We start from the raw sequence: 18,303 nt of genomic DNA, 5'->3' as shown, positions 1-18,303 counted from the left end.
TCCAGGTTCATCGTTCGACTTGCATGTGTTAAGCACGCCGCCAGCGTTCATCCTGAGCCAGGATCAAACTCTCCGTAAAAAACAGATGCAAACCAACCAGCCGGAAAAAGACCAGAAGGCAGCGAGTTCAATCATGACCAAAATGGTTCAATCATTGCTGACATCATCCATACGCCAACCCAAAAAGAGTTGGACTTTGATCCAAAGGAATCTCCCCCAGCCGAAGCCGAGGCGAGGTTATTTGGCATTTGACAAGTGCACGCTGTTGAGTTCTCAAGGATCGGACGCATCTGAAGTCGGGCCTCGCAGCCGTCTCAACAGAGCAGTTGATCTCTTCCACGCTCCGTGGCACGTGTGCCGTTCACTCGGAAGTGAAGTGGAGGTGGTGTGTCCGCCGCTTGGTGGGGAGCTGGGCCTTCCGGCCTTTCGCTCAACCGCTTGGGGCGAACAAGTAATAATTTACGTGGATCCGGCCGTTCTGGCAAATCGGGCCACCCACCCCGGGCGTGTCGCGCCCGAGGTGCCGGATCTCGCGGCCGCTCAGCCGCGATCGGTCGCGTCCCTCGCGGCGTCCCTGGCGTGCTCGCCCGCATCCTTCACCGCATCCTTCACGGCGTCGCCGGCCTGCTTCGCATCCGCCTTGACCTGGTCCAGCTGACCTTCGGTTTCAAGCTCCTCGCTGCCGGTGACCCTGCCTGCACCCTCCTTGACCTTGCCCGCCATCTCCTCGGCGGCGTGCTTCATCTTGTCTGCGGCGCTCATGATGCGCTCCTCTCCTCGTTGTCCAGCATCGATCGTCTGTCACTTCTTCGTCCGGCTCGCCTCATACACGACCCCGGGTCGACGTGCCGTCCTCAGCGCGAGATCTGCTCTACGGTCTCCCCGGTCTGCTGGGGCGCCATCGACCGGGCGATGTCCGCCTGCGCGATGATGCCCACGAGCACGTGATCATCGATCACCGGCACCCTGCGCACCTGATGCTCCTCCATCACTTCGAGGGCGCGGTGCACATCGTCCTCCGCATCCACCATGTACGGCCGTCCCTCGGCCAGCGCGCCGGCCGTGGTCTGCGCAGGGTCATGGCCGTTCGCGATCGCCTTGACGACGATGTCGCGGTCGGTGAGCATGCCCTTCAGCTTGCCGTTCTCACCGCAGATCGGCAGAGAGCCGACCTGCAGATCGGCCATCAATCTCGCGGCCGTCGCGAGCGAGTCGTTCTCGCCGATACAGCGCGCGCCGGAGGTCATGACATCCTTCGTCAGGGTCTCCTTCATGAGAGTCATCGTCCTTGCTCCTTCCGTGACTGGAGCACCGACGGTACGGAAGGGACCCAGACCTGGGCAGGGGGTTGACAGGCTGGGCCTTGCCCGTCATGAGCCCTCGCCCGGGTCCATCGACTCGACGCCGGCGGCGATGTTCTTCGTGCTGCGGTGCGCGGACTGATTCGTCCTGCATCGCGAACGCGATCGGTCTAAGCCATGTCCTCGGGAATCATGGTGATGCCACCGCTGCTGTTCGCGGAGTGCGCCATCGCGGTGATCCACTCGGCATGCAGCTCTGGCGGTTCCGGGTCGTCGAAGACGAAGCGCAGCGGGATCGACGGATGCAACCAGATCGTCGAGCGGCCGGGTTCGTCTCCCTCCGGGTGCCGCCATGACAGGGTGAAGCTCTCGTTGCGCCGCAGCTTGGTCGCGATCACCACTTTGAGATGCGCGAGCGCGCGGTCTTCGATCTGGATCGGATCCGCGCCCCCGCCGTAGTAGAGAAGCCCCATAACGCCTAACCTAGGCCGTGGACCCGGATGCCGATAGCCCCGGGCCCGGCCGGATGACTGGGGGTGGCGGTGGGCAAGTTCATCTACGAGGGTGGCGTCAAGACCGAGATCGAGGATCGCGCTCTGCTGCATGTACAGCTCGTGATCACCGCGAAGCTGCGCCGAGGCGAGCCGTTCCCGTTCAGCTGGCGGGAGGATGCCAGCGTCGGCGGCGGCCGCACCACGGTGTGGGTTCATCCCGGCAGCTCCCTCGTGTTCAAGTTCTACGGCGGCCGTCAGCCCTCGATCAATCGAGGCTGGGTCGAGGCGCTGGCCTTCACAGCGAACTCGCCCGGCGGTCTCTACGTCGTTCCGGAACCGCCGGATAGCGGCGACGGCCCCACAACCGACGAATTGCGCATCGGCGCGCCTGAGGAGTGACCGCGCCGCGGGCGTGGGGATGAGGTCCGCCCGTTCGTGGACTGCGGGGTCGAGCCTCTTTTCTCAGTGGCTGCGGAGCATCGAGATCAGCTCCGCCTTGTGCTTGCCGGAATATCCCGTGATCCCGAGGTCCTTGGCCCTGGCTCGCAACTCGTCGACGCTGCGGTCTTCGTAGTCGTCCGCCTCGCCACCGCGCTTCCCGACGGCTTTCCGGCCGTCGCGTGCTGCTGCGTTGGAGACGCGCGCCGCCTTCTCCTTGGATGCTCCGTCGTCTCGGAGCTCCTCGTAGAGCTCCGGGTCCTTCAGGCTGTTCGAACCGCGTCCGCGTGGCATGATGCCTCCTTCTTGGTCCCTTCAGGTTCCGCGTCAGCCTGCGCGCGGCCGCCGGAAGACGTAAGGGGGTTGACACGAACGGCGCCGTCGGCGACGGCATCCGGCGCGGAAATAGCATCGCGCTCGTGGGCTCGTCAACCCCCACGACTGCGGGTGGGAACGATGGCAGTGTCAGTGATGCAGCGCCGCACGAATCGTCTGCGCTGCATCTCAAGAGAAGGAGCTCATCATGAACATCGCTCTCGTCATCATCATCGTCATCGCCGTGATCGTCGCCATCTTCTCCGGCCTGAACGCCGCGCTGAACTGGCTGCTCTGGGTCGCTCTGATCGTCGCCGCGATCGCGCTGATCGCGTTCCTGATCCGCGTGATCAGCGGTCGCAATACGAGCGTGTGACCGAGGGGCCGGAGCCCAGGATCGCGCCCGAGAGGAGAAGACATCATGAACGCGCAGGCACCAGGGACCCTGTTCAAGCTCAGCGAGACAGAGGAGATCGTGCGCCGTCCCGACGAGGACATCCGCGGCCGCACTGTCCGGGACCGCGACGGCGAGGACCTCGGCAAGGTCAAGGACCTGCTGTTCGACGCAGAAGAGGACAGGGTCCGCTTCATCGAGGTGGCCTCGGGAGGTTTCCTCGGCATCGGACAGGACACAACGCTCATCCCAGTCGACGCCGTCACCTCGATCACGGACGACGAGGTGCGCATCGACCCGACTCGCGAGCAAGTCGCCGGCGCCCCGGTCTACGACCCGGAGCTGGTCCGCCGGAGAGAGAACTACGGCGGCATCCTCGAGTACTACGGGGTGATGCCCTTCTGGGCCGGCGGGTACGTGTATCCGGCGTATCCGCACTACCGGTGACGGAAACGGGCCGCTGGCGGACTGACTACGCGGAGACGCGGCAGGTCGCCAGTGGCCCTTCCTCGGCTGCAGGGGGGCTCGAAGCCGTCGAAGGGCAGCCGCACGAACCCCTCCTACTCGAACCGCCGCGCGACGGTCGACTTCCCCGACCCCGCCGGCCCGCACATGAACACGACCCTCACGCGGTCCAGCCTGGCTGGAACCTCATTCGAGCTCCCGCAGCGACGCCGTCATCTCGCCGCCGGCATCGCCGGTGTTGATGGTTCCCTTGGGTTCGAACAGGATGGCGTGGACCTCTTCGGTCGCCTTCGGGCAGTGCTCGATGCCACGCGGCACGACGAACACGTCGCCAGGGTCCAAGACCACATCTCGGTCGCGCAGCTGGATCGTCAGCTGACCGGAGACCACCATGAACAGTTCGTCGGTATCGGGGTGCGTGTGCCAGACGAACTCGCCTTGCAGCTTGACCACCTTGACGTCGTAATCATTGATGCTTGTAAGGCGATGCGGTTGCCAGTGCTCCGTGATCGTCGAAAGGGCTTCCTGCACATTGCGAACGTCGTCGGTCATGGTTCGAGCCTACTTTCGCCGTTTCCGGGGCCGTTCGGCTCGCGAGATCGTCGTTCGGTCGGGCGGGCACCTCGACTGCGTCGAGTGGGGCGTCAGTTCCTCGCGAGGTAGTCCTTGTGCACCCAACCCGTCTTTCCGGCGTACATGACCTTGCGCCAGGAACCGCTCGACGCCAGGACCTTGCCGACGCTCTTGCCCTTCGGGATCGTCAGCAGCACTTTCTTGCTCGTCGACGCCGTGGGCCGCAGGTTCACCGCCGACGTGGTCTTGTAGGTGATCGCCTTCGGCACAGCGGACGCCGCGGTCGACTTCGTGAGGTAGTCATTGTGCACCCAGCCGGTCTTTCCGGCGTACGTCACCTTTCGCCAGGAACCGCTCGACGCCAGGACCTTACCGACGCTCTTCCCCTTCGGGATCGTCAGCAGCGCCTTCTTGCTCGTCGACGCCGTGGGCCGCAGGTTCACCGCCGACGTGGTCTTGTAGGTGGTCGCCGATGAGGAGCTTCCTGCAGGAGCCGGAGCCGGCTTCGGCGGGGTCGTCGGTTTCGGAACCGGAGTCGGGGTGGGCGTCGGAGTCGGCGTCGGGGTGGGCGTCGGGACAACGGGGCGGGTCGGGCTGAGCAACCAGTTCGCGATCCATCCGTTGCGTGAACCTGCTTTGACGGGCAGGAACGAGTTGGTGACCTGGCCCGGCACAGCAGTGACCATGGTGCCGGCGGCGAGATTCGCCACGACGGCCGTCGCGGTCGCGGCTCCTGCGCGCAGGTTCACCGCTCCGGTCGTGTAGTAGGTGCACGTGCTGGGTGCCGTCTTGGCGGTGATCGCGGTGGCCTGCCCTGCCAGGTCGACGCTGCGGTTCTTCAGCCAGGGGACCGGATCGAGCGCTTTGTCCCCGCCCGCCGCGTTCTCCCAGAGCTCCAGATGCAGATGCGGGCCGGTGGAGTTTCCGCTCATGCCCACGGAGCTGATCCGCTGCCCGGCCGTGACGACCTGACCGACCTTCACGTGCGTCGTCGCCGACCAGATGTGCAGATACTTCGTCGTGTACGTCGCCTTGCCGACGGTGTGACGGATGTCGATGTGCCCGGCGACCGAGCTGGACCCCGAGACGGTGGCCGTGACGACGCCTGCTGCGACGGCGTAGATCGGCGAACCGTCCTTCGTCGCAAGGTCGACGCCGCCGTGCGACGTGCTGGCGCCGGGCATCGGCATGCAGCGCGGACCGTGCCACGCCGAGACGGTGTACGACTTCGCCGAAAGCGGCATCACGAAGGCCGTCGCCGCAGGTGCGGCGGTGGCCGCCACCCCCTGGCCCGCGGAAACGGGCGAAGAAGCGGGCGCGGCAGCGACGGCGGCGGCCGGCGACACCCCCGCGAACCCCAGCGCGATCGCGGTCGACATGGCCAGCGCATGACGTGATCTGAGTCTCATGATTCTCCGGTCGAGCGGGACGGCGCGGTAGGGGCGCGTAGCGCTCATGACACTACCGGTGCGGTCGGAATCATGGCCAGAGCCGGAACGAAGATCTGCCGGTGACAGTGGAAATTCAACCCATTGCCCGGCCCATCAGGCACCTCACGCCGGTTCTGGATCTGGCGAGTGCCTCGACCGGAGGCTTCGAGGGCGAGGACGCCATCGCCACAACGCTCACGGTGACGCCGTGAACTCGATCCACAGATCTCGCGACTAAAGCCGCGCCGCAGCCTGCCAGATCTCCTCAAACTCTCGGCCCGAAATGGTCGTGGAGAACTCATCGTCGGCCAGCTCGGCATCAGAGCTCGGGCGGTCCGAGAGCATCCCTCGTTCGTCCTCAGACAACGCCCCTCGCCCATAGCGCCACGATCCGTCAGCATGCACATCAACCTGGCGAGTCACCCACCACAGTCCGTCGTCACCCTGTTCGAGCTCCAGATACTGCTCGAACCCGGCCAAGACGGAATCAACGGCAACATAGCGGGGCGAGGTCACGATGCCATTCTTGCATCGGAGCCTGAACGACCGTTCGGGTCCCTCGCGAGCCTGGCCCGGCGCACACGTCACGAGGGGAGTTGAGTCCCTCGCGGCTGACATCGCCGTTAAGCGATCAGGACTCCCGAGACAGCGTCTCGGGAGTCCTGATCATCTGGCGGTGACGGTGGGATTTGAACCCACGGTAGGGGGTTACCCTACACAACTTTTCGAGAGTTGCACCTTCGGCCGCTCGGACACGTCACCGCGGACAAGCTTACGACACTGTGCGGGCTGCGCGCGAATCGAGCGGTCGCCCCGCACTAGGGTGATGCCATGTCGTCCGTACCGAGGAAGGCCCGGCCGAGGCGCCGCACCCTGACCTCCGCGTGGTCCTGGGTGGCGAACTGGGGATGGCAACTGGTCCTGGCCGGCATCGGCGTCGCGGGGCTCGTCGACGTCAGCATGGATCTGCTCAGCTGGTGGTGCGTCTTCGGCACGCTCTACGCCCTCGGCACGGTCGTCTACCTCGCCGTCCGCTCGCGCGCCCCGCGATCCGCCTCGGACGAGGACGACACCCCGCGCTGGTTCGAACAGGCGCGCGGCCCTGTCATCGTCGTCCTCACGATCATCCCGACGCTCATCGGCATGACCGCAGCTCTGAACGTGATCGTGCTGGGCTCCGACTCGGAGCTCGGCTGGTACGTCAAGCTCGTCGGCGTCTGGGCGATGCTGCTGGCCTGGGGCTTCCTGCACTGGGGCTTCGCCCAGCTGTACCTCAACCAGCAGCTGCGCTCCTCGCACTGCACCCTGAGCTTCCCGGAGACACCGAGCCCCGGCCTCGTCGAGTACGTCTACTTCGCGTTCACCGTCGGCACGACGTTCGCCGCATCCGACGTGAGCGTGCTCGGCACCCGCACTCGCTGGCTGGTGACCGTGCACTCCGTGCTCAGCTTCTTCATGAACGCGATGATCATCGTGCTGTCGTTCAACACGATCACCGGCGCCGGCCGCTGATCCTCAGCGCGCCGCCGCGCCCTTCATCCACTCCTCGATGCCGTCGGCGTCGATCGGGATGCCGTCCGACAGCACCTCGCTGCCCGTCGCCGTGACCAGCAGGTCGTCCTCGAGCCGCACGCCGATTCCGCGCAGCTCGGGCGGAAGGGTCTCATCGAAGGAGTGGAAGTACAGGCCGGGTTCGACAGTCAGCACCATCCCCTCCTGCATCTGCGCACCCTGATACGCCGCATAGGACGACGCCGAGCAGTCGTGCACATCGATGCCGAGGTGATGACCCACGCCGCACACGATGTACCGGCGGTGCTGCTGTCCGTCGGGCGACATCGCCTCATCGACCGACACGTCCAGCACACCCCAGTCGTGCAGGCCCTGAGCGAGCACCTCCATCGACGCGACGTGGAAGTCGCTCCACGGCCGGCCCGGTCCGACGGCAGCGAGGCCCGCGCGGTGCGATCTCTCGACGAGGTCGTGCACCTGCCGCTGCACAGCGGTGAAGGAACCGGATGCCGGGAACGTGCGCGTCACATCGGCGGTGTACCCGGAGTTCCGCTCCACCCCCATGTCCAGCAGCAGCAGCGCCTCGGGATCGACCGCCCCGTCGGCCCGCACCCAGTGCAGGATCGGCGCGTGCGCGCCCGACCCGACGATGGTCGTGTACCCCACCCCGTTGCCGACGGTGCGGGCGTGCCGGTCGAAGGTTCCCTGCAGCCAGCGCTCGCCGCCCCAGCGCACGGCCGACGGGATCTCGGCCACGGTCGCGGCGAACCCGTCGACGGTGCCGTCGATCGCAGCGCGCAGTTCGGCGATCTCCCACTCGTCCTTGAACATGCGCAGTTCGGACAGCGTGCGCGCCAGCTCCTCCGAGCGGGGCAGGTCCAGGACGGAGACACCGGCGCGCAGCGTCGCGACATCCACCTCCAGCTCCTCGATCGGCCGGGTGCGCACGTCCAGCGCCTCCGCGTACTCAGCCAGACCCGGCATCGGCCCGACCCACAGCTCGCCGTGCAGCGCCGAACCGAAGAATCCGTCGTCGCCCGGCCGGAACGGCGCGGGCAGGTACAGCGTGGCCAGGTGCCCGCCCGACGCCGGGTCCAGCACGATCACGGCATCCTCGATCGCCGCGCCCACGAGCCACAGGAAGTCGCTGTCGGCGCGGAACTCGTACGCCGAGTCGTTCGCGCGCATCGGAGCGCGCCCCGCGGCCACCGCGATCCGCTTCCCGGGCAGCGCGGCGGACAGGCGGTCTCGATGCGCGGCGGCGGCCTGCGCCGTGCCAGGGGTGAGCCGCGGTGCGCGATCCGCTTCGCCCCACCCGCTCTGCATCGACCGGATGAATCCGGGCGAGAGCGTGAGCCGCGGCATCCGCGGGTCGCGCTCTGCAGGTACCGGCATGGAGGACGCCGCCGGAGCGTGCGCGTGGTCGAGAGTCATCGGCTGTCCCTTCGAAAGAGGTGCGAACGGCGTCGTCGCCGCGCAATACGTGACATATTACCCTTATGATGGATGCCATGCCCGATGTCATCGCCGACCTCACTCTGGTGGCTGCCGCGCAGATCGAAGAACGCGTGAGCATGTCCGCCGCGATCCGTGCTCTGCAGAACGTGCTGCGCGACGGATACGACCCGGAGAGCGACCTCCCCCGCACCATCCAGGACGTGCCGCACGGCCAGCTGCTGCTCATGCCCGCCGCCATCGACGGCGCAGCAGGACAGAAGTTCGCCACGGTCGCGCCGGGCAACCCGGCACGCGGGCTGGAGCGCATCCAGGCACTGTACATCCTTCTCGACGGTGAGACCCTCGCCCCCACCGCCGTGCTCGACGGCACCGCGCTCACCTCGCTGCGCACTCCGGCCATGTCGGCCGCCGTCGTCGACCTGCTCGCAGAGAAGGATGCCGGAGACCTGGTCGTCTTCGGCACCGGGCCGCAGGCCGTGCGGCACGTCGAAGCACTGCAGGCGATCCGCCCGCTGCGCTCCGTGCGGATGATCGGGCGCGACACAGACCGCACGATGGCGGCTGTCCGGGCCGCACGGCTGCTCGCACCGGAGGCTCAGATCGAAGCCGGCGAGGTGACCGACGTGCGCTCGGCCGATCTGGTGGTCTGCGCGACCACGGCATCCGAACCGCTGTTCGCTGCCGAGCTGGTCCGCGACGACGCGACCCTGGTCGCGATCGGATCGCACGAGCCGCAGAAGGCGGAACTCGACCCCGCGCTGGTCGGCCGCTCGCAGGTCGTCGTGGAGAGTCGCCGCGTCGGCCTGGCCGAAGCGGGCGACGTGATCCGCGCGATCGCGACCGGCGACCTGCACGAGGGTGACCTCGTGACGCAGCATGAGTTGTTCACGGGGGCCGTGTCCGCGGCATCCGATCGCCCGCGCATCGTGAAGACCTGCGGCATGGGCTGGCAAGACCTGGCCGTCGCCCGGCTGGCCGTCTGAGAAGGAGACCCCATGCGCTGGAGCACCGAGGACTGGCACACCGCCGGCGAGCCGTTCCGCATCGTGCGGGACGTGCCCACGCACGGCACGACCGTCGCCGAGCGCCGCGTCGAGGCGATCACCGGCGAGGCCGACGGCATCCGTCGCTTCCTCTGTCTGGAGCCGCGCGGCCACGACGACATGTACGGCGGGTTCATCACGCCGCCCGACGACGAGGGTGCCGACTTCGGCGTGCTGTTCTGGCACAAGGACGGCTTCTCGACCGCCTGCGGGCACGGCACGATCGCGCTCGGCGCGTGGGCCGTGCGCACCGGGCTCGTGGCATCCGATCCCGACGGCGAGACCGTCGTGACCATCGACGTGCCCAGCGGGCGCGTGCAGGCACGCGTGCGGCAGAGCGGCGGGCGGATCGAGGAGATCGTGTTCCGCAACGTCGAGTCACGCGTGCTCTCGCGCGGGATTCCGTTGGTGACGTCGCGAGGCGACGTGACCGTCGATCTGGTGTTCGGGGGTGCCGTGTACGCCACGCTGCCGGCATCCGCCGTCGGCCTGTCGGTGACGCCGGAGAACACGGCGGAGCTGATCGCGATCGGCCGCGAGATCAAGTGGGCGCTCAACGAGCACCCGTCGGCACAGCTGGCGGATGCCCGGCTCTCGGGCGTCTACGGGACCATCCTGTTCGACGACCTCGGCAGCACCCTCGCCGGACCGCACCAGCGCAACGTCACCGTCTTCGCCGACGGCGAGGTCGACCGCAGCCCGTGCGGCTCCGGCACCGCCGCGCGCGTCGCGCTGCTGGCCGCCACCGGCGAGCTCGGCGAGGGCGAGACGTTGACGCACGACTCGATCATCGGCACCCGGTTCCTCGCCACGATCGCCGAGCACACGGCCGACGGGGTCATCCCCGAGGTCCGTGGCAACGCGTACCGTGTGGGTGCGTCGACTTTCGAACTCGACGAGGGCGACCCGGTCGCCGACGGCTTCAGCCTGCGTTGAAAGGCAGCATCATGCGCACAGGATCGATCACCATCACCGGAGCACAGGTCTGGGACGGCGCGGGCTTCGCGCCCCGGGACGTGCACATCACCGACGGGCGCGTCACGGCGGTCCCGGCAGCGGATGCCGCGACGCTGGACGGCAGCGGACGCTGGCTCGTCCCCGGACTCATCGACGCCCACTTCCACGCCTACGCGACGAGCATGGACGGCTTCGAGAACGAGCGGGGCCCGCTCAGTTACGCCGCCATCAACGGCGCCGCCCGGCTGACCAAGGCTCTGCATCGCGGCTTCACGACCGTGCGCGACGTCGCCGGCGGCGACATCGGGCTCGCGCAGGCGATCGACGCCGACCTGTTCCCGTCGCCCCGGTACCACTTCACCGGCCCTGCACTCAGCCAGACCGGTGGCCACGGCGACCCGCGCGCCGCCCATGTGGACGTCTGCTTCTCACACGGACACATGTGCGAGGTCGTCGACGGCGTGGATGCCCTTCGACTCGCTGTGCGGAACCGGCTGCGCACCGGCGCCCACGCGATCAAGGTCATGGCCTCCGGCGGAGTGTTCTCGCTGACCGACCCGATCCGAGTGCCGCAGTACTCGCAGGAGGAGCTGCGTGCCGTCGTCGAGGAGGCCACCCGCCGCGGCAGCTACGTCTGCGCGCACGCCTACTCGTCCGAGGCCGTTCAGCACGCGATCGCCGCCGGCATCCGCTCGATCGAGCACGGCAACCTCATCGACAGCGAGACCGCCGGGCTGATGGCGGATGCCGGGGCCTTCCTTGTTCCCACGCTCGCCGCCTACGACGCGATGGACCGTCGCGGAGCATCCATCGGCCTGAACGCGACCTCGCTCACGAAGAACACCGAGGTGCTGACGAAGGGACAGGACGCCGTGCGCCTCGCGCACGAGGCCGGCGTGCGCGTCGGCTTCGGCAGCGACCTGATGGGCGACCTCGAGGACGACCAGCTCGCCGGCGTGCGGCTGCAGGTCGAAGCATCCGGCGCCGCCGCGACGCTGCGCTCGATGACCGCCGTGAACGCCGAGCTGATCGGCGATGAGGCGCTCGGGCATCTGGACGTCGGCGCCTACGGAGACGCCGTGCTGCTGGCATCCGACCCGCTGGAGGGTTCCGCGCTCTGGGAGCAGAACGCGCGCGTCGCGGTGGTGCGCGGCGGGCTCGTGGTCTGACTTTCCCCGGTCGTTGAGCGCCCTTCCGATCCGCTCGCTCAGGAGCCGGAGGCGAGGCGAGACGTCGTGACGTCACTGGCGGACCTGAATCGTTTCGTCTCGTCCGCTGCGCTCCCTCGCGAGGCGCACCGTCGGGGCGCCTCGCGAGGGAGACTGCGTCATCCGGTCCGCTGGTACTCCGGTCCCGTCGTGCGGATGTCGCGTCCTGCGCGCAGCACGACACGCTCCGCGTCCTCGGTCCACATCACCTCGGGATGCTCCAGGACGTTCCCCTCGCGCAGCACGAGGTCCGCACGCAGCCCCGGCTCTACGCGCCCGCGGTCGTCGAGCCCCATGATCCCGGCATTCACGGCTGTCGCCGACACGATCGCCCGCGCGACGCCGAGCACCTCGACGTGGATCCGGAACCCGGCGAGCTGCTCGTCGTCCAGATCGCCCATCAGGTCGGTGCCGAAGCCCACCCTGACTCCCCGGTCGGCGGCGAGCCGTGTGGCCGCACGACCTTTCTCCAGCACGACGGCGTTCTTGCGCCGGTTATCGTCCGACATCCCGACGCGCGCACCACGGCGATCCATCGCCTCGTAGGCGATCAGGGTCGGCACCAGAGTGGTGTCCGCCTCGACCATCAGGTCGATGGTCTCGGCGTCGATCAGGTTGCCGTGCTCGATGCCTGCGATGCCGGCCGCGATCGCCCGCTGCACGGCATCCGAGGTGTACGCGTGCGCGGTGACGTAGGTGCCGAACCGCTGCGCCTCGTCGACCGCCGCCGCCAGTTCCTCGTGCGAGAACTGCGAGACATGCAGCGGGTCGGAGTGCGAGGCGACCCCGCCCGACGCCATCACCTTGATCGCGTGCGCACCGTCGCGCAGGTGCGAGCGGATGGTGCGGCGGATCTCGACCGGGCCGTCGACGACGACACCCATGTGCTGGTGCCCCGCGCAGGCCTCGACGCCGGGGTGATGGCTGTCGCCGTGCCCGCCGGTCTGGCTGAGCGCCGGGCCGGTGTAGAAATAGTCCGGGGCGTCGAACACCCCCCTCTCGATCGCGCGGCGGAGTCCGTGGTCTCCGCCGGCCACGTCTCGCACGGTCGTGAACCCGCGACGGAGCGCGTCGCCCAGCTTGCGCCCTGCCTGCAGCGCGACGAAGCTCGTCGGGCTCGAGTCGATGCCGAAACCGTCGAACTCCGAGGCGTAGGCGTGGAAGTGCGCGTCGATGAGGCCGGGCACCAGCGTGCGCCCTCGCCCGTCGATCACGGTCGCCCCGTCGGGGACGTCGCCACCGGGGGCACGGACCTCGAAGATCAGCTCGCCCCGGATCTCGACGGTCGCGCGCTCCCCCGCCGGATGCGAGGCGTCCACGACGAGCACGTCCTCGATGACGACGATCGGCGCGGTCATCGGGCATCCGCCTTCGCCGCCGAGCGCTGATCGATCCAGACCCGGATCTCGCGCTCGAGCACCTCGAGCGGAACGCTGCCGAGATCGAGCACGGCGTCGTGGAAGTCCGCAGGGCTGAAGTCCTCCCCCAGCGCCTGCTCCGCCTCGTGGCGAAGCTGTTCGATGAGAGCCTGACCGAGCGCGTAGGAAGGCGCCTGCCCGGGCCAGGCGATGTAACGATCGACCTCGGTGACGACCTCGTGCTCGCCGATCGCGGTGTGATCGCGCAGGTAGGCGATCGCCTGTTCGCGCGTCCAGCCCAGCGCGTGCAGCCCGGGGTCGATCACCATCCGCACCGCCCGCCACATCTGGAACGACAGCATCCCCAGCAGCTCGAAGTCGCTGCGGTACATGCCCATCTCGACGCCGAGCCGCTCGGTGTACAGCGCCCACCCCTCGCCGAACGCCGAGATGTACGACTTCTTCCGGAAGTCGGCGAGCCCCGGGTTCTCCAGCGCGTGCGCCACCTGGAACGCGTGCCCCGGCGCCGCCTCGTGCAGGGTCAGGGCCATCAGCGAGTACAGCGGCCGCTGGTCGAGCGGGTAGGTGTTGAGCACGTAGAGGCCGAGCCCACCGCGCCCGAAGGTGTAGAACGGCGCGAGGTCCGCCGGCGGCTCCTCGATGCGGAACCGGGATCGCGGGATCACGCCGAACCACTTGCCCACGACGCCGTCGAACATCTTCGCCTGCCAGGCCGCCTCGTTCAGCAGCTCCTGCGGGGTCCGCGCGTAGAACTGCGGGTCCGTGCGCAGGAAGGCGAACAGGCCGTCGAGGTCGTCACCGTGACCGAGCCGGTGCGAGATCTCCCGCATCTCGGCGAGGATGCCGGCGACGGCCGCCAGTCCCCGCTCGTGGATCTCCTGCGGCGTGAGCGTCGTGGTGGTGAACTCGTAGAGCTGGTCGGCGTAGTACTCCTCGCCGTAGCGGGCGACGCTCGAGACCTCCTCCGGCAGGTTCGGCAGGTACTCCTCCGCGAGGAAGTCGGCGAGCTTCGCGTACGCCGGGATGATCGCGTCGTCGACGATCCGCTGCGCTGCGGCTCGGCGTTCCGCCACCGCCTCCGCACCCAGCCGCGCCGGCAGGGTCGCGAAGATCCGGCGGAAGGCGTTGCCCGGTTCGTCGTCCGCGACGGAGCGCGCGGTGGCGTCCCGGCCCACCATGGTGACGCGGGTCGGCCCGAATCCGCGGGCGATGCCGGCCCGCATGTTCGCGATGATCTCGTCGAGGTACTGCGGGATGCCGTCGAGAAGGGACAGATAGGCGTCGGCCTGCTCGAGCGTGGCGTAGTCGCGCCGCGCGCCGTCGATGAGCTCGTTCCAGGGCGAGCTGTCCGAGTTCGCCGGCGCCTCGTGCTGCCGATGCTTGATCTGGTCGAGACCGATTCTGGTCTGGTACGCGAGGACGTCGAGGTCCGCCCGGCCGACGGCGGACAGCTCGGAGCGCGGGATCTCATCGAGCTGCGCGCGGAACGCCCGCCAGTGCTCGGCCCGCGCCTCCTGCGCCGCGGGGGCGACGGACGGAAGGCGATCGGCGACCTCGTCGTCGATCCAGCTGATCGCACTGCCGAACTCCGCCTTGCGCCAGGTCCATTCCTCCTCTGCCAGCGCTCGGACACGCCGATCGGCGTCGGTCTGCTGTATGCCGGAAGGCGAGGTCATGACATGTTCCAATCTGCCGGGAACTCCGGCGCCGCCGCGATGAGATCCTTCGTGTACTGCGCCTCCGGACGGTCGAGCACCTGCTCTGCGGTGCCCGTCTCCTCGAGATGCCCTTGACGCATCACGACGATGTCGGTGGCGATCAGCCGCACGACCGAGAGGTCGTGGGTGATGAAGATGTAGCTGAGTCCGTAGTCGAGCTGCAGGTCGACCAGCAGGCGCAGCACCTGGGCCTGCACCGAGACGTCGAGAGCCGAGACCGCCTCGTCGCAGATGACGAGCTCCGGCCTGCAGGCGATCGCCCGGGCGATGCCGATGCGCTGCGCCTGCCCTCCGGAGAACTGCGAGGGCAGCCTGTCGATGTGATCCGGATTCAGACCGACCCTGTCCATCAGGTCCTGCGCGAACCCGCGCAGGTCCCGTCCGGGGTTCAGCGACTGATAGCGCAGCGGCGCGGTGATGATCTCCTCCACGGTGTGCCGCGGGTTCAGGCTCGAGTACGGGTCCTGGAACACGAACTGCACGTTCTTCCGGAAGTGCTTCATCCGGGCGGGCGCGGCGGACGCCGTGTACTCCTCGCCGGCGAGATGCACACTGCCGGAGGTCGGCTCCAGCAGCATCCCGCACATCCGCGCCAGCGTCGACTTGCCCGATCCCGACTCGCCGACCACGGCGAGGGTCGAGCCACGGCCGACGGTGATCGAGACGTCGTCGACCGCCGCGAAGGAGGACTTCCGCAGTCCCCTGCCGACCGGGAACTCCTTGCGCAGCGACCGCGTCTCGAGGAGGGGGGTGGATGCCTCGGTCATCAGAACTTCGCTCCTTCCCACGGGTCCCTGCTCCGCGAGCCGGGAACGGGGATGCTGGTGGTGGTCTCCGGGGAGAGCCGGTCGTCTGCCAGTCGCGGGGTCGCCTTGAGCAGCATCCGGGTGTAGTCCGACCGCGGTCTGGTGAAGACCGCTCTGGTCGGCCCCTGCTCCTGCACGTCGCCGTCCCTGAGCACCACGACGTCTTCGGTCATGTTGCTGACCACGGCGAGGTCGTGCGTGATGAAGAGCAGGCCGGCTCCGGTGAGATCCTGCAGCTCGCGGATCAGGTCGAGCACCCGCGCCTGCACGGTGACGTCGAGCGCGGTGGTCGGCTCGTCGGCGATGACCAGCGCCGGCTGGCACACCAGCGCCATCGCGATCATGATGCGCTGCCGCATCCCGCCCGAGAACTGGTGCGGGAACTGCCCGATGCGCTCCTTCACGTTCGGGATGCCGACCCGCTCCATCGCCTGCAGCGTCAGGTCCCGTGCTTCGGAGCGGGTCGCAGGATTGTGCGCACGGTACGCCTCGATGATCTGGTTGCCGACCGTGTAGTACGGGTTGAGGCTGGACAGCGGGTCCTGGAAGATCATCGCGATCTCCGAACCGCGGATCCTGCGCATCGCGCCCGTGCTCGCGGTGAGCAGCTCCTCGCCCTTGAACTGCACGGACCCCTCTGTCTTCGCGCCCTTCGGCAGCAGACCCATGATCGCCAGCGAGGTCATCGACTTTCCCGACCCTGATTCGCCCACGAGTCCGACTGTGCCGCCCTTGGCGATCTCAAAGCTGACGCCGTGGGTGATCTCGGCGAGCTGCTTGCGCGCCTGCGGCACCGAGATGCGCAGGTCGGTGACCCGCAGCAGCGGGGACTTCTCGGTCTGGACTGCGTCGGTCATGCGCCGGCTCCTGTTCGGATCCGAGGGTCGAGAAGGGAGTACACCACGTCGACCGCGAGGTTGGCGACGACCACCAGGGCGGCGGCCACCAGGGTGAAGCCCATGATCACCGGTTGATCATTGGTGGCGATCGCGTCGCGGGCCATCTTGCCGATGCCGTTCAGGCCGAACACGGTCTCGGTGATCAGCGCGCCGCCGAGCAGTGCGGCGAAGTCCATGCCGACGAGGGTGACCAGCGGCGTGAGCGCCGGTCGCAGCGCATGCTTACCCACCACGACCCGCTCGGTGAGTCCCTTGGCCCGGGCGGTGCGCACGTAGTTCTCGCTGAGGGTGTCGATCACGTTGGAACGGGTGATGCGGGTGTAGATCGCCGCGTACATCAGGGCGAGCACGATCCAGGGCATCAGGAAGGACTGGAACCACAGCAGCGGATCCTCTTGGAACGTGACGTTCTGCGGGAACGGCAGCACCTTCAACTGCACCACCAGGACGAACTGCAGCAGCAGCGCCACGAAGTAGTTCGGCAGCGCGACGCCGAGAAGCGACCCCATCCTGATGGTGGAGTCCCACGCCGTGCCCTGCCGCAGCGCGGCGACGATACCGCTGACCACCCCGATGAGCAGCCAGAGGATACAGGCGCCGATCGCCAGCGTGAACGAGGTCGGGAACCGGTCGAGCATCATGACCTTGACCTCTTGGCCGGTCTGGAAGCTGTACCCCAGGCACGGCGCCGCGCACTCGATGGTCGTGCTGCCGCTCTGCATGGTGCGGCCCACGAAGAGACCGGACAGGAAGGTGAGGAACTGCACGAGGAAGGGCTGGGAGAGTCCGAGCTGGTCGCGGATCTCCTCGATGCGCTCCGGCGTGCAGGTCTGCCCGCAGATCAGGGTCGCCGGGTCGGGCGAGAGCCAGAAGAAGATGGCGAAGGTGAAGAAGATCACCAGGACCAGCGTCAGGGCGGCGAACCCGACGCGGCGCAGCAGATACCAGACGTTCACGTCGCCACCGTCTTTCCGAGCTGGCGCTCCAGTTCGTCGCCGATGATCATGCACGACAGCACGGTCAGAGTCAGGAACGTGCCGGGGATGATGAAGAACATCGGCGAGGTGGAGAACCACGGCACAGCCGAGAAGATCATCTGGCCCCAGGACGGCTCCGGCGGACGGACGCCGACCCCGAGGAAGCTCAGGCCGGCCTCGGTCGCGATGAAGCTCGGGATCATCAGCGTGACCATCACGATGATCGTGCCGGAGACGTTCGGCAGCACCTCACGGAAGATGATCGATCCCCGGGACGCGCCGGAGGCGGTGGCCGCCTCGACGAACTCGCGGTTCTTCACAGACATGACCTGCCCGCGGACGACGCGTGCGATCGCCGGCCAGCCGAACAGGCTCAGCACGACGATGAGCATGACCATGCGGTTCACCTCGGGCACCGCCGAGAGGATCGCGATCATGAAGATCAGCGCCGGGAACGCCATGATGAAGTCCGTGACACGTGAGATCACCATGTCGGTGCTCTTCCCGAAGTAGCCCGACAGCACTCCGAGCAGCACCCCGATCGTCGCAGTCAGGACGGTCGCGATCGCGGCGATGAGCAGCGAGGTGCGGGCACCGAACAGTACGCGCGCGAACAGGTCGCGACCGTTCAGCGGCTCGACGCCGAACGGATGCTGCGGGCTGATGCCGCCCAGCGGACCGATCGGCAGGCCGCCGAGCGCCGGGTCGATCAGATCCTCGTTGAACGAGTACGGGTCGACACCGAGCCATCCGGTGATAAGGGGGGCGAAGACGGCGGCGAGCACCAGCAGTCCGAGGAAGACGGCGCTGGCGATCGTCGCAGGCGTCGAGGCGATGGCCCGGCGGAACCGGACGAGCACCTTCGGTGCCCGCCGCGGTCCCGCCGTTCCCGTGCCATCGACATCGAGCTGCGCCGCGATGTTCGGGGCGGTCACG

21 protein-coding genes, 1 tRNA gene and 1 rRNA gene are annotated in these 18,303 nt (G+C 68.0%); 7 read left to right on the top strand and 16 right to left on the bottom strand.

Annotated features, from left to right (window positions below):
• The 4 genes from ACFVDO_RS10935 to ACFVDO_RS10920 all read right to left on the bottom strand — a co-directional run.
• Window positions 1-79 (bottom strand): 16S ribosomal RNA (locus tag ACFVDO_RS10935); the annotation flags it as partial.
• 461 nt (window positions 80-540) lie between these two features.
• The gene (locus tag ACFVDO_RS10930) at window positions 541-762 is read right to left on the bottom strand and encodes a CsbD family protein (RefSeq protein ID WP_378855811.1); all 222 of its coding nucleotides are present in this window, start codon (window positions 760-762) and stop codon (window positions 541-543) included.
• Between the two features lie 92 nt (window positions 763-854).
• Window positions 855-1,283 carry a CBS domain-containing protein gene (locus ACFVDO_RS10925; RefSeq protein ID WP_378855813.1) on the bottom strand — a complete coding sequence of 143 codons (429 nt, stop codon included), beginning with the start codon at window positions 1,281-1,283 and terminating at the stop codon, window positions 855-857.
• A gap of 188 nt (window positions 1,284-1,471) precedes the next feature.
• A complete protein-coding gene (locus tag ACFVDO_RS10920) occupies window positions 1,472-1,774 on the bottom strand; it encodes a hypothetical protein (RefSeq protein ID WP_378855815.1) in 303 nt (100 codons plus the stop codon).
• A 69-nt stretch (window positions 1,775-1,843) separates the two neighbouring features.
• Here ACFVDO_RS10920 and ACFVDO_RS10915 point away from each other — a divergent pair, with 69 nt between their 5' ends.
• Window positions 1,844-2,194: an ATP-dependent DNA ligase gene (locus ACFVDO_RS10915; RefSeq protein ID WP_378856124.1), complete on the top strand. Its 351-nt coding sequence runs from the start codon at window positions 1,844-1,846 to the stop codon at window positions 2,192-2,194.
• Window positions 2,195-2,257: 63 nt separating this feature from the next.
• On the opposite strand, the gene ACFVDO_RS10910 is transcribed toward ACFVDO_RS10915, so the two are convergent.
• On the bottom strand, window positions 2,258-2,527 hold the full coding sequence (locus ACFVDO_RS10910; protein WP_378855817.1) for a Rho termination factor N-terminal domain-containing protein: 270 nt from the start codon (window positions 2,525-2,527) through the stop codon (window positions 2,258-2,260).
• A 229-nt stretch (window positions 2,528-2,756) separates the two neighbouring features.
• On the opposite strand from ACFVDO_RS10910, the gene ACFVDO_RS10905 reads away from it, so the two are divergent.
• Both ACFVDO_RS10905 and ACFVDO_RS10900 read left to right on the top strand, forming a co-directional pair.
• Complete coding sequence (locus tag ACFVDO_RS10905; protein ID WP_378855819.1) at window positions 2,757-2,924, top strand: hypothetical protein; 168 nt, start codon at window positions 2,757-2,759, stop codon at window positions 2,922-2,924.
• 45 nt (window positions 2,925-2,969) lie between these two features.
• Window positions 2,970-3,389, top strand: a complete 420-nt coding sequence (locus ACFVDO_RS10900) for a PRC-barrel domain-containing protein (protein WP_378855821.1) — start codon at window positions 2,970-2,972, stop codon at window positions 3,387-3,389.
• A 204-nt stretch (window positions 3,390-3,593) separates the two neighbouring features.
• On the opposite strand, the gene ACFVDO_RS10895 is transcribed toward ACFVDO_RS10900, so the two are convergent.
• The 4 genes from ACFVDO_RS10895 to ACFVDO_RS10880 form a co-directional block, all read right to left on the bottom strand.
• Entirely contained in the window at window positions 3,594-3,959 is a 366-nt protein-coding gene (locus ACFVDO_RS10895; RefSeq protein ID WP_378855823.1) for a cupin domain-containing protein, read from the bottom strand.
• Window positions 3,960-4,051: 92 nt separating this feature from the next.
• Window positions 4,052-5,389, bottom strand: a complete 1,338-nt coding sequence (locus ACFVDO_RS10890) for an SH3 domain-containing protein (RefSeq protein ID WP_378855825.1) — start codon at window positions 5,387-5,389, stop codon at window positions 4,052-4,054.
• A gap of 255 nt (window positions 5,390-5,644) precedes the next feature.
• Window positions 5,645-5,926, bottom strand: coding sequence for a hypothetical protein (locus ACFVDO_RS10885; RefSeq protein WP_378855827.1), 282 nt, complete (start codon window positions 5,924-5,926; stop codon window positions 5,645-5,647).
• Between the two features lie 155 nt (window positions 5,927-6,081).
• Window positions 6,082-6,172: transfer RNA gene (locus tag ACFVDO_RS10880), tRNA-Ser, on the bottom strand.
• 69 nt (window positions 6,173-6,241) lie between these two features.
• Between ACFVDO_RS10880 and ACFVDO_RS10875 the strand changes: the two genes are divergently transcribed.
• Complete coding sequence (locus ACFVDO_RS10875; protein WP_378855829.1) at window positions 6,242-6,922, top strand: DUF1345 domain-containing protein; 681 nt, start codon at window positions 6,242-6,244, stop codon at window positions 6,920-6,922.
• Window positions 6,923-6,925: 3 nt separating this feature from the next.
• Here the strand turns inward: ACFVDO_RS10875 and ACFVDO_RS10870 are convergent, their stop codons facing one another.
• The gene (locus tag ACFVDO_RS10870; protein WP_378855831.1) at window positions 6,926-8,356 is read right to left on the bottom strand and encodes an aminopeptidase P family protein; all 1,431 of its coding nucleotides are present in this window, start codon (window positions 8,354-8,356) and stop codon (window positions 6,926-6,928) included.
• 77 nt (window positions 8,357-8,433) lie between these two features.
• On the opposite strand from ACFVDO_RS10870, the gene ACFVDO_RS10865 reads away from it, so the two are divergent.
• From ACFVDO_RS10865 to ACFVDO_RS10855, 3 genes are read left to right on the top strand one after another with little or no spacing between them, the layout of a single operon-like run.
• Window positions 8,434-9,363 carry an ornithine cyclodeaminase family protein gene (locus tag ACFVDO_RS10865; RefSeq protein ID WP_378855833.1) on the top strand — a complete coding sequence of 310 codons (930 nt, stop codon included), beginning with the start codon at window positions 8,434-8,436 and terminating at the stop codon, window positions 9,361-9,363.
• Between the two features lie 12 nt (window positions 9,364-9,375).
• Window positions 9,376-10,359: a proline racemase family protein gene (locus tag ACFVDO_RS10860; protein ID WP_378855835.1), complete on the top strand. Its 984-nt coding sequence runs from the start codon at window positions 9,376-9,378 to the stop codon at window positions 10,357-10,359.
• A gap of 11 nt (window positions 10,360-10,370) precedes the next feature.
• Complete coding sequence (locus tag ACFVDO_RS10855) at window positions 10,371-11,549, top strand: amidohydrolase family protein (protein ID WP_378855837.1); 1,179 nt, start codon at window positions 10,371-10,373, stop codon at window positions 11,547-11,549.
• A gap of 158 nt (window positions 11,550-11,707) precedes the next feature.
• On the opposite strand, the gene ACFVDO_RS10850 is transcribed toward ACFVDO_RS10855, so the two are convergent.
• The 6 genes from ACFVDO_RS10850 to ACFVDO_RS10825 are packed head-to-tail and all read right to left on the bottom strand — an operon-like array spanning window position 11,708 to window position 18,302.
• The gene (locus tag ACFVDO_RS10850; RefSeq protein ID WP_378855839.1) at window positions 11,708-12,946 is read right to left on the bottom strand and encodes an amidohydrolase family protein; all 1,239 of its coding nucleotides are present in this window, start codon (window positions 12,944-12,946) and stop codon (window positions 11,708-11,710) included.
• On the bottom strand, window positions 12,943-14,643 hold the full coding sequence (locus tag ACFVDO_RS10845; RefSeq protein WP_378855841.1) for a DUF885 domain-containing protein: 1,701 nt from the start codon (window positions 14,641-14,643) through the stop codon (window positions 12,943-12,945). Before ACFVDO_RS10845 ends, ACFVDO_RS10850 begins: the two co-directional genes overlap by 4 nt.
• Window positions 14,640-15,452, bottom strand: a complete 813-nt coding sequence (locus tag ACFVDO_RS10840) for an ATP-binding cassette domain-containing protein (protein WP_378855843.1) — start codon at window positions 15,450-15,452, stop codon at window positions 14,640-14,642. The genes ACFVDO_RS10845 and ACFVDO_RS10840 overlap by 4 nt, the downstream gene beginning before the upstream one ends.
• Window positions 15,452-16,348: an ABC transporter ATP-binding protein gene (locus tag ACFVDO_RS10835; RefSeq protein ID WP_378855845.1), complete on the bottom strand. Its 897-nt coding sequence runs from the start codon at window positions 16,346-16,348 to the stop codon at window positions 15,452-15,454. Before ACFVDO_RS10835 ends, ACFVDO_RS10840 begins: the two co-directional genes overlap by 1 nt.
• Window positions 16,345-17,346, bottom strand: a complete 1,002-nt coding sequence (locus ACFVDO_RS10830) for an ABC transporter permease (RefSeq protein ID WP_378855847.1) — start codon at window positions 17,344-17,346, stop codon at window positions 16,345-16,347. The genes ACFVDO_RS10835 and ACFVDO_RS10830 overlap by 4 nt, the downstream gene beginning before the upstream one ends.
• Complete coding sequence (locus tag ACFVDO_RS10825; RefSeq protein WP_378855849.1) at window positions 17,343-18,302, bottom strand: ABC transporter permease; 960 nt, start codon at window positions 18,300-18,302, stop codon at window positions 17,343-17,345. The genes ACFVDO_RS10830 and ACFVDO_RS10825 overlap by 4 nt, the downstream gene beginning before the upstream one ends.
• Window position 18,303 lies beyond the last annotated feature (1 nt).

It is taken from the genome of Microbacterium sp. NPDC057741 (genome assembly GCF_042798735.1).
GTDB lineage: Bacteria > Actinomycetota > Actinomycetes > Actinomycetales > Microbacteriaceae > Microbacterium.
Note: the sequence above shows the minus strand (reverse complement) of the source record. Positions and strands in the feature narration are given on the sequence as shown.

What these genes read in the sequence shown, in the direction of transcription:
- ACFVDO_RS10875 (WP_378855829.1), top strand. Translation starts at nt 6,242, where the DNA reads ATGTCGTCCGTACCGAGGAAGGCCCGGCCGAGGCGCCGCACCCTGACC.
- ACFVDO_RS10890 (WP_378855825.1), bottom strand. Translation starts at nt 5,389, where the DNA reads ATGAGACTCAGATCACGTCATGCGCTGGCCATGTCGACCGCGATCGCG.
- ACFVDO_RS10905 (WP_378855819.1), top strand. Translation starts at nt 2,757, where the DNA reads ATGAACATCGCTCTCGTCATCATCATCGTCATCGCCGTGATCGTCGCC.
- ACFVDO_RS10835 (WP_378855845.1), bottom strand. Translation starts at nt 16,348, where the DNA reads ATGACCGACGCAGTCCAGACCGAGAAGTCCCCGCTGCTGCGGGTCACC.
- ACFVDO_RS10910 (WP_378855817.1), bottom strand. Translation starts at nt 2,527, where the DNA reads ATGCCACGCGGACGCGGTTCGAACAGCCTGAAGGACCCGGAGCTCTAC.
- ACFVDO_RS10895 (WP_378855823.1), bottom strand. Translation starts at nt 3,959, where the DNA reads ATGACCGACGACGTTCGCAATGTGCAGGAAGCCCTTTCGACGATCACG.
- ACFVDO_RS10900 (WP_378855821.1), top strand. Translation starts at nt 2,970, where the DNA reads ATGAACGCGCAGGCACCAGGGACCCTGTTCAAGCTCAGCGAGACAGAG.
- ACFVDO_RS10840 (WP_378855843.1), bottom strand. Translation starts at nt 15,452, where the DNA reads ATGACCGAGGCATCCACCCCCCTCCTCGAGACGCGGTCGCTGCGCAAG.
- ACFVDO_RS10870 (WP_378855831.1), bottom strand. Translation starts at nt 8,356, where the DNA reads ATGACTCTCGACCACGCGCACGCTCCGGCGGCGTCCTCCATGCCGGTA.
- ACFVDO_RS10850 (WP_378855839.1), bottom strand. Translation starts at nt 12,946, where the DNA reads ATGACCGCGCCGATCGTCGTCATCGAGGACGTGCTCGTCGTGGACGCC.
- ACFVDO_RS10860 (WP_378855835.1), top strand. Translation starts at nt 9,376, where the DNA reads ATGCGCTGGAGCACCGAGGACTGGCACACCGCCGGCGAGCCGTTCCGC.
- ACFVDO_RS10865 (WP_378855833.1), top strand. Translation starts at nt 8,434, where the DNA reads ATGCCCGATGTCATCGCCGACCTCACTCTGGTGGCTGCCGCGCAGATC.
- ACFVDO_RS10920 (WP_378855815.1), bottom strand. Translation starts at nt 1,774, where the DNA reads ATGGGGCTTCTCTACTACGGCGGGGGCGCGGATCCGATCCAGATCGAA.
- ACFVDO_RS10925 (WP_378855813.1), bottom strand. Translation starts at nt 1,283, where the DNA reads ATGACTCTCATGAAGGAGACCCTGACGAAGGATGTCATGACCTCCGGC.
- ACFVDO_RS10930 (WP_378855811.1), bottom strand. Translation starts at nt 762, where the DNA reads ATGAGCGCCGCAGACAAGATGAAGCACGCCGCCGAGGAGATGGCGGGC.
- ACFVDO_RS10845 (WP_378855841.1), bottom strand. Translation starts at nt 14,643, where the DNA reads ATGACCTCGCCTTCCGGCATACAGCAGACCGACGCCGATCGGCGTGTC.
- ACFVDO_RS10855 (WP_378855837.1), top strand. Translation starts at nt 10,371, where the DNA reads ATGCGCACAGGATCGATCACCATCACCGGAGCACAGGTCTGGGACGGC.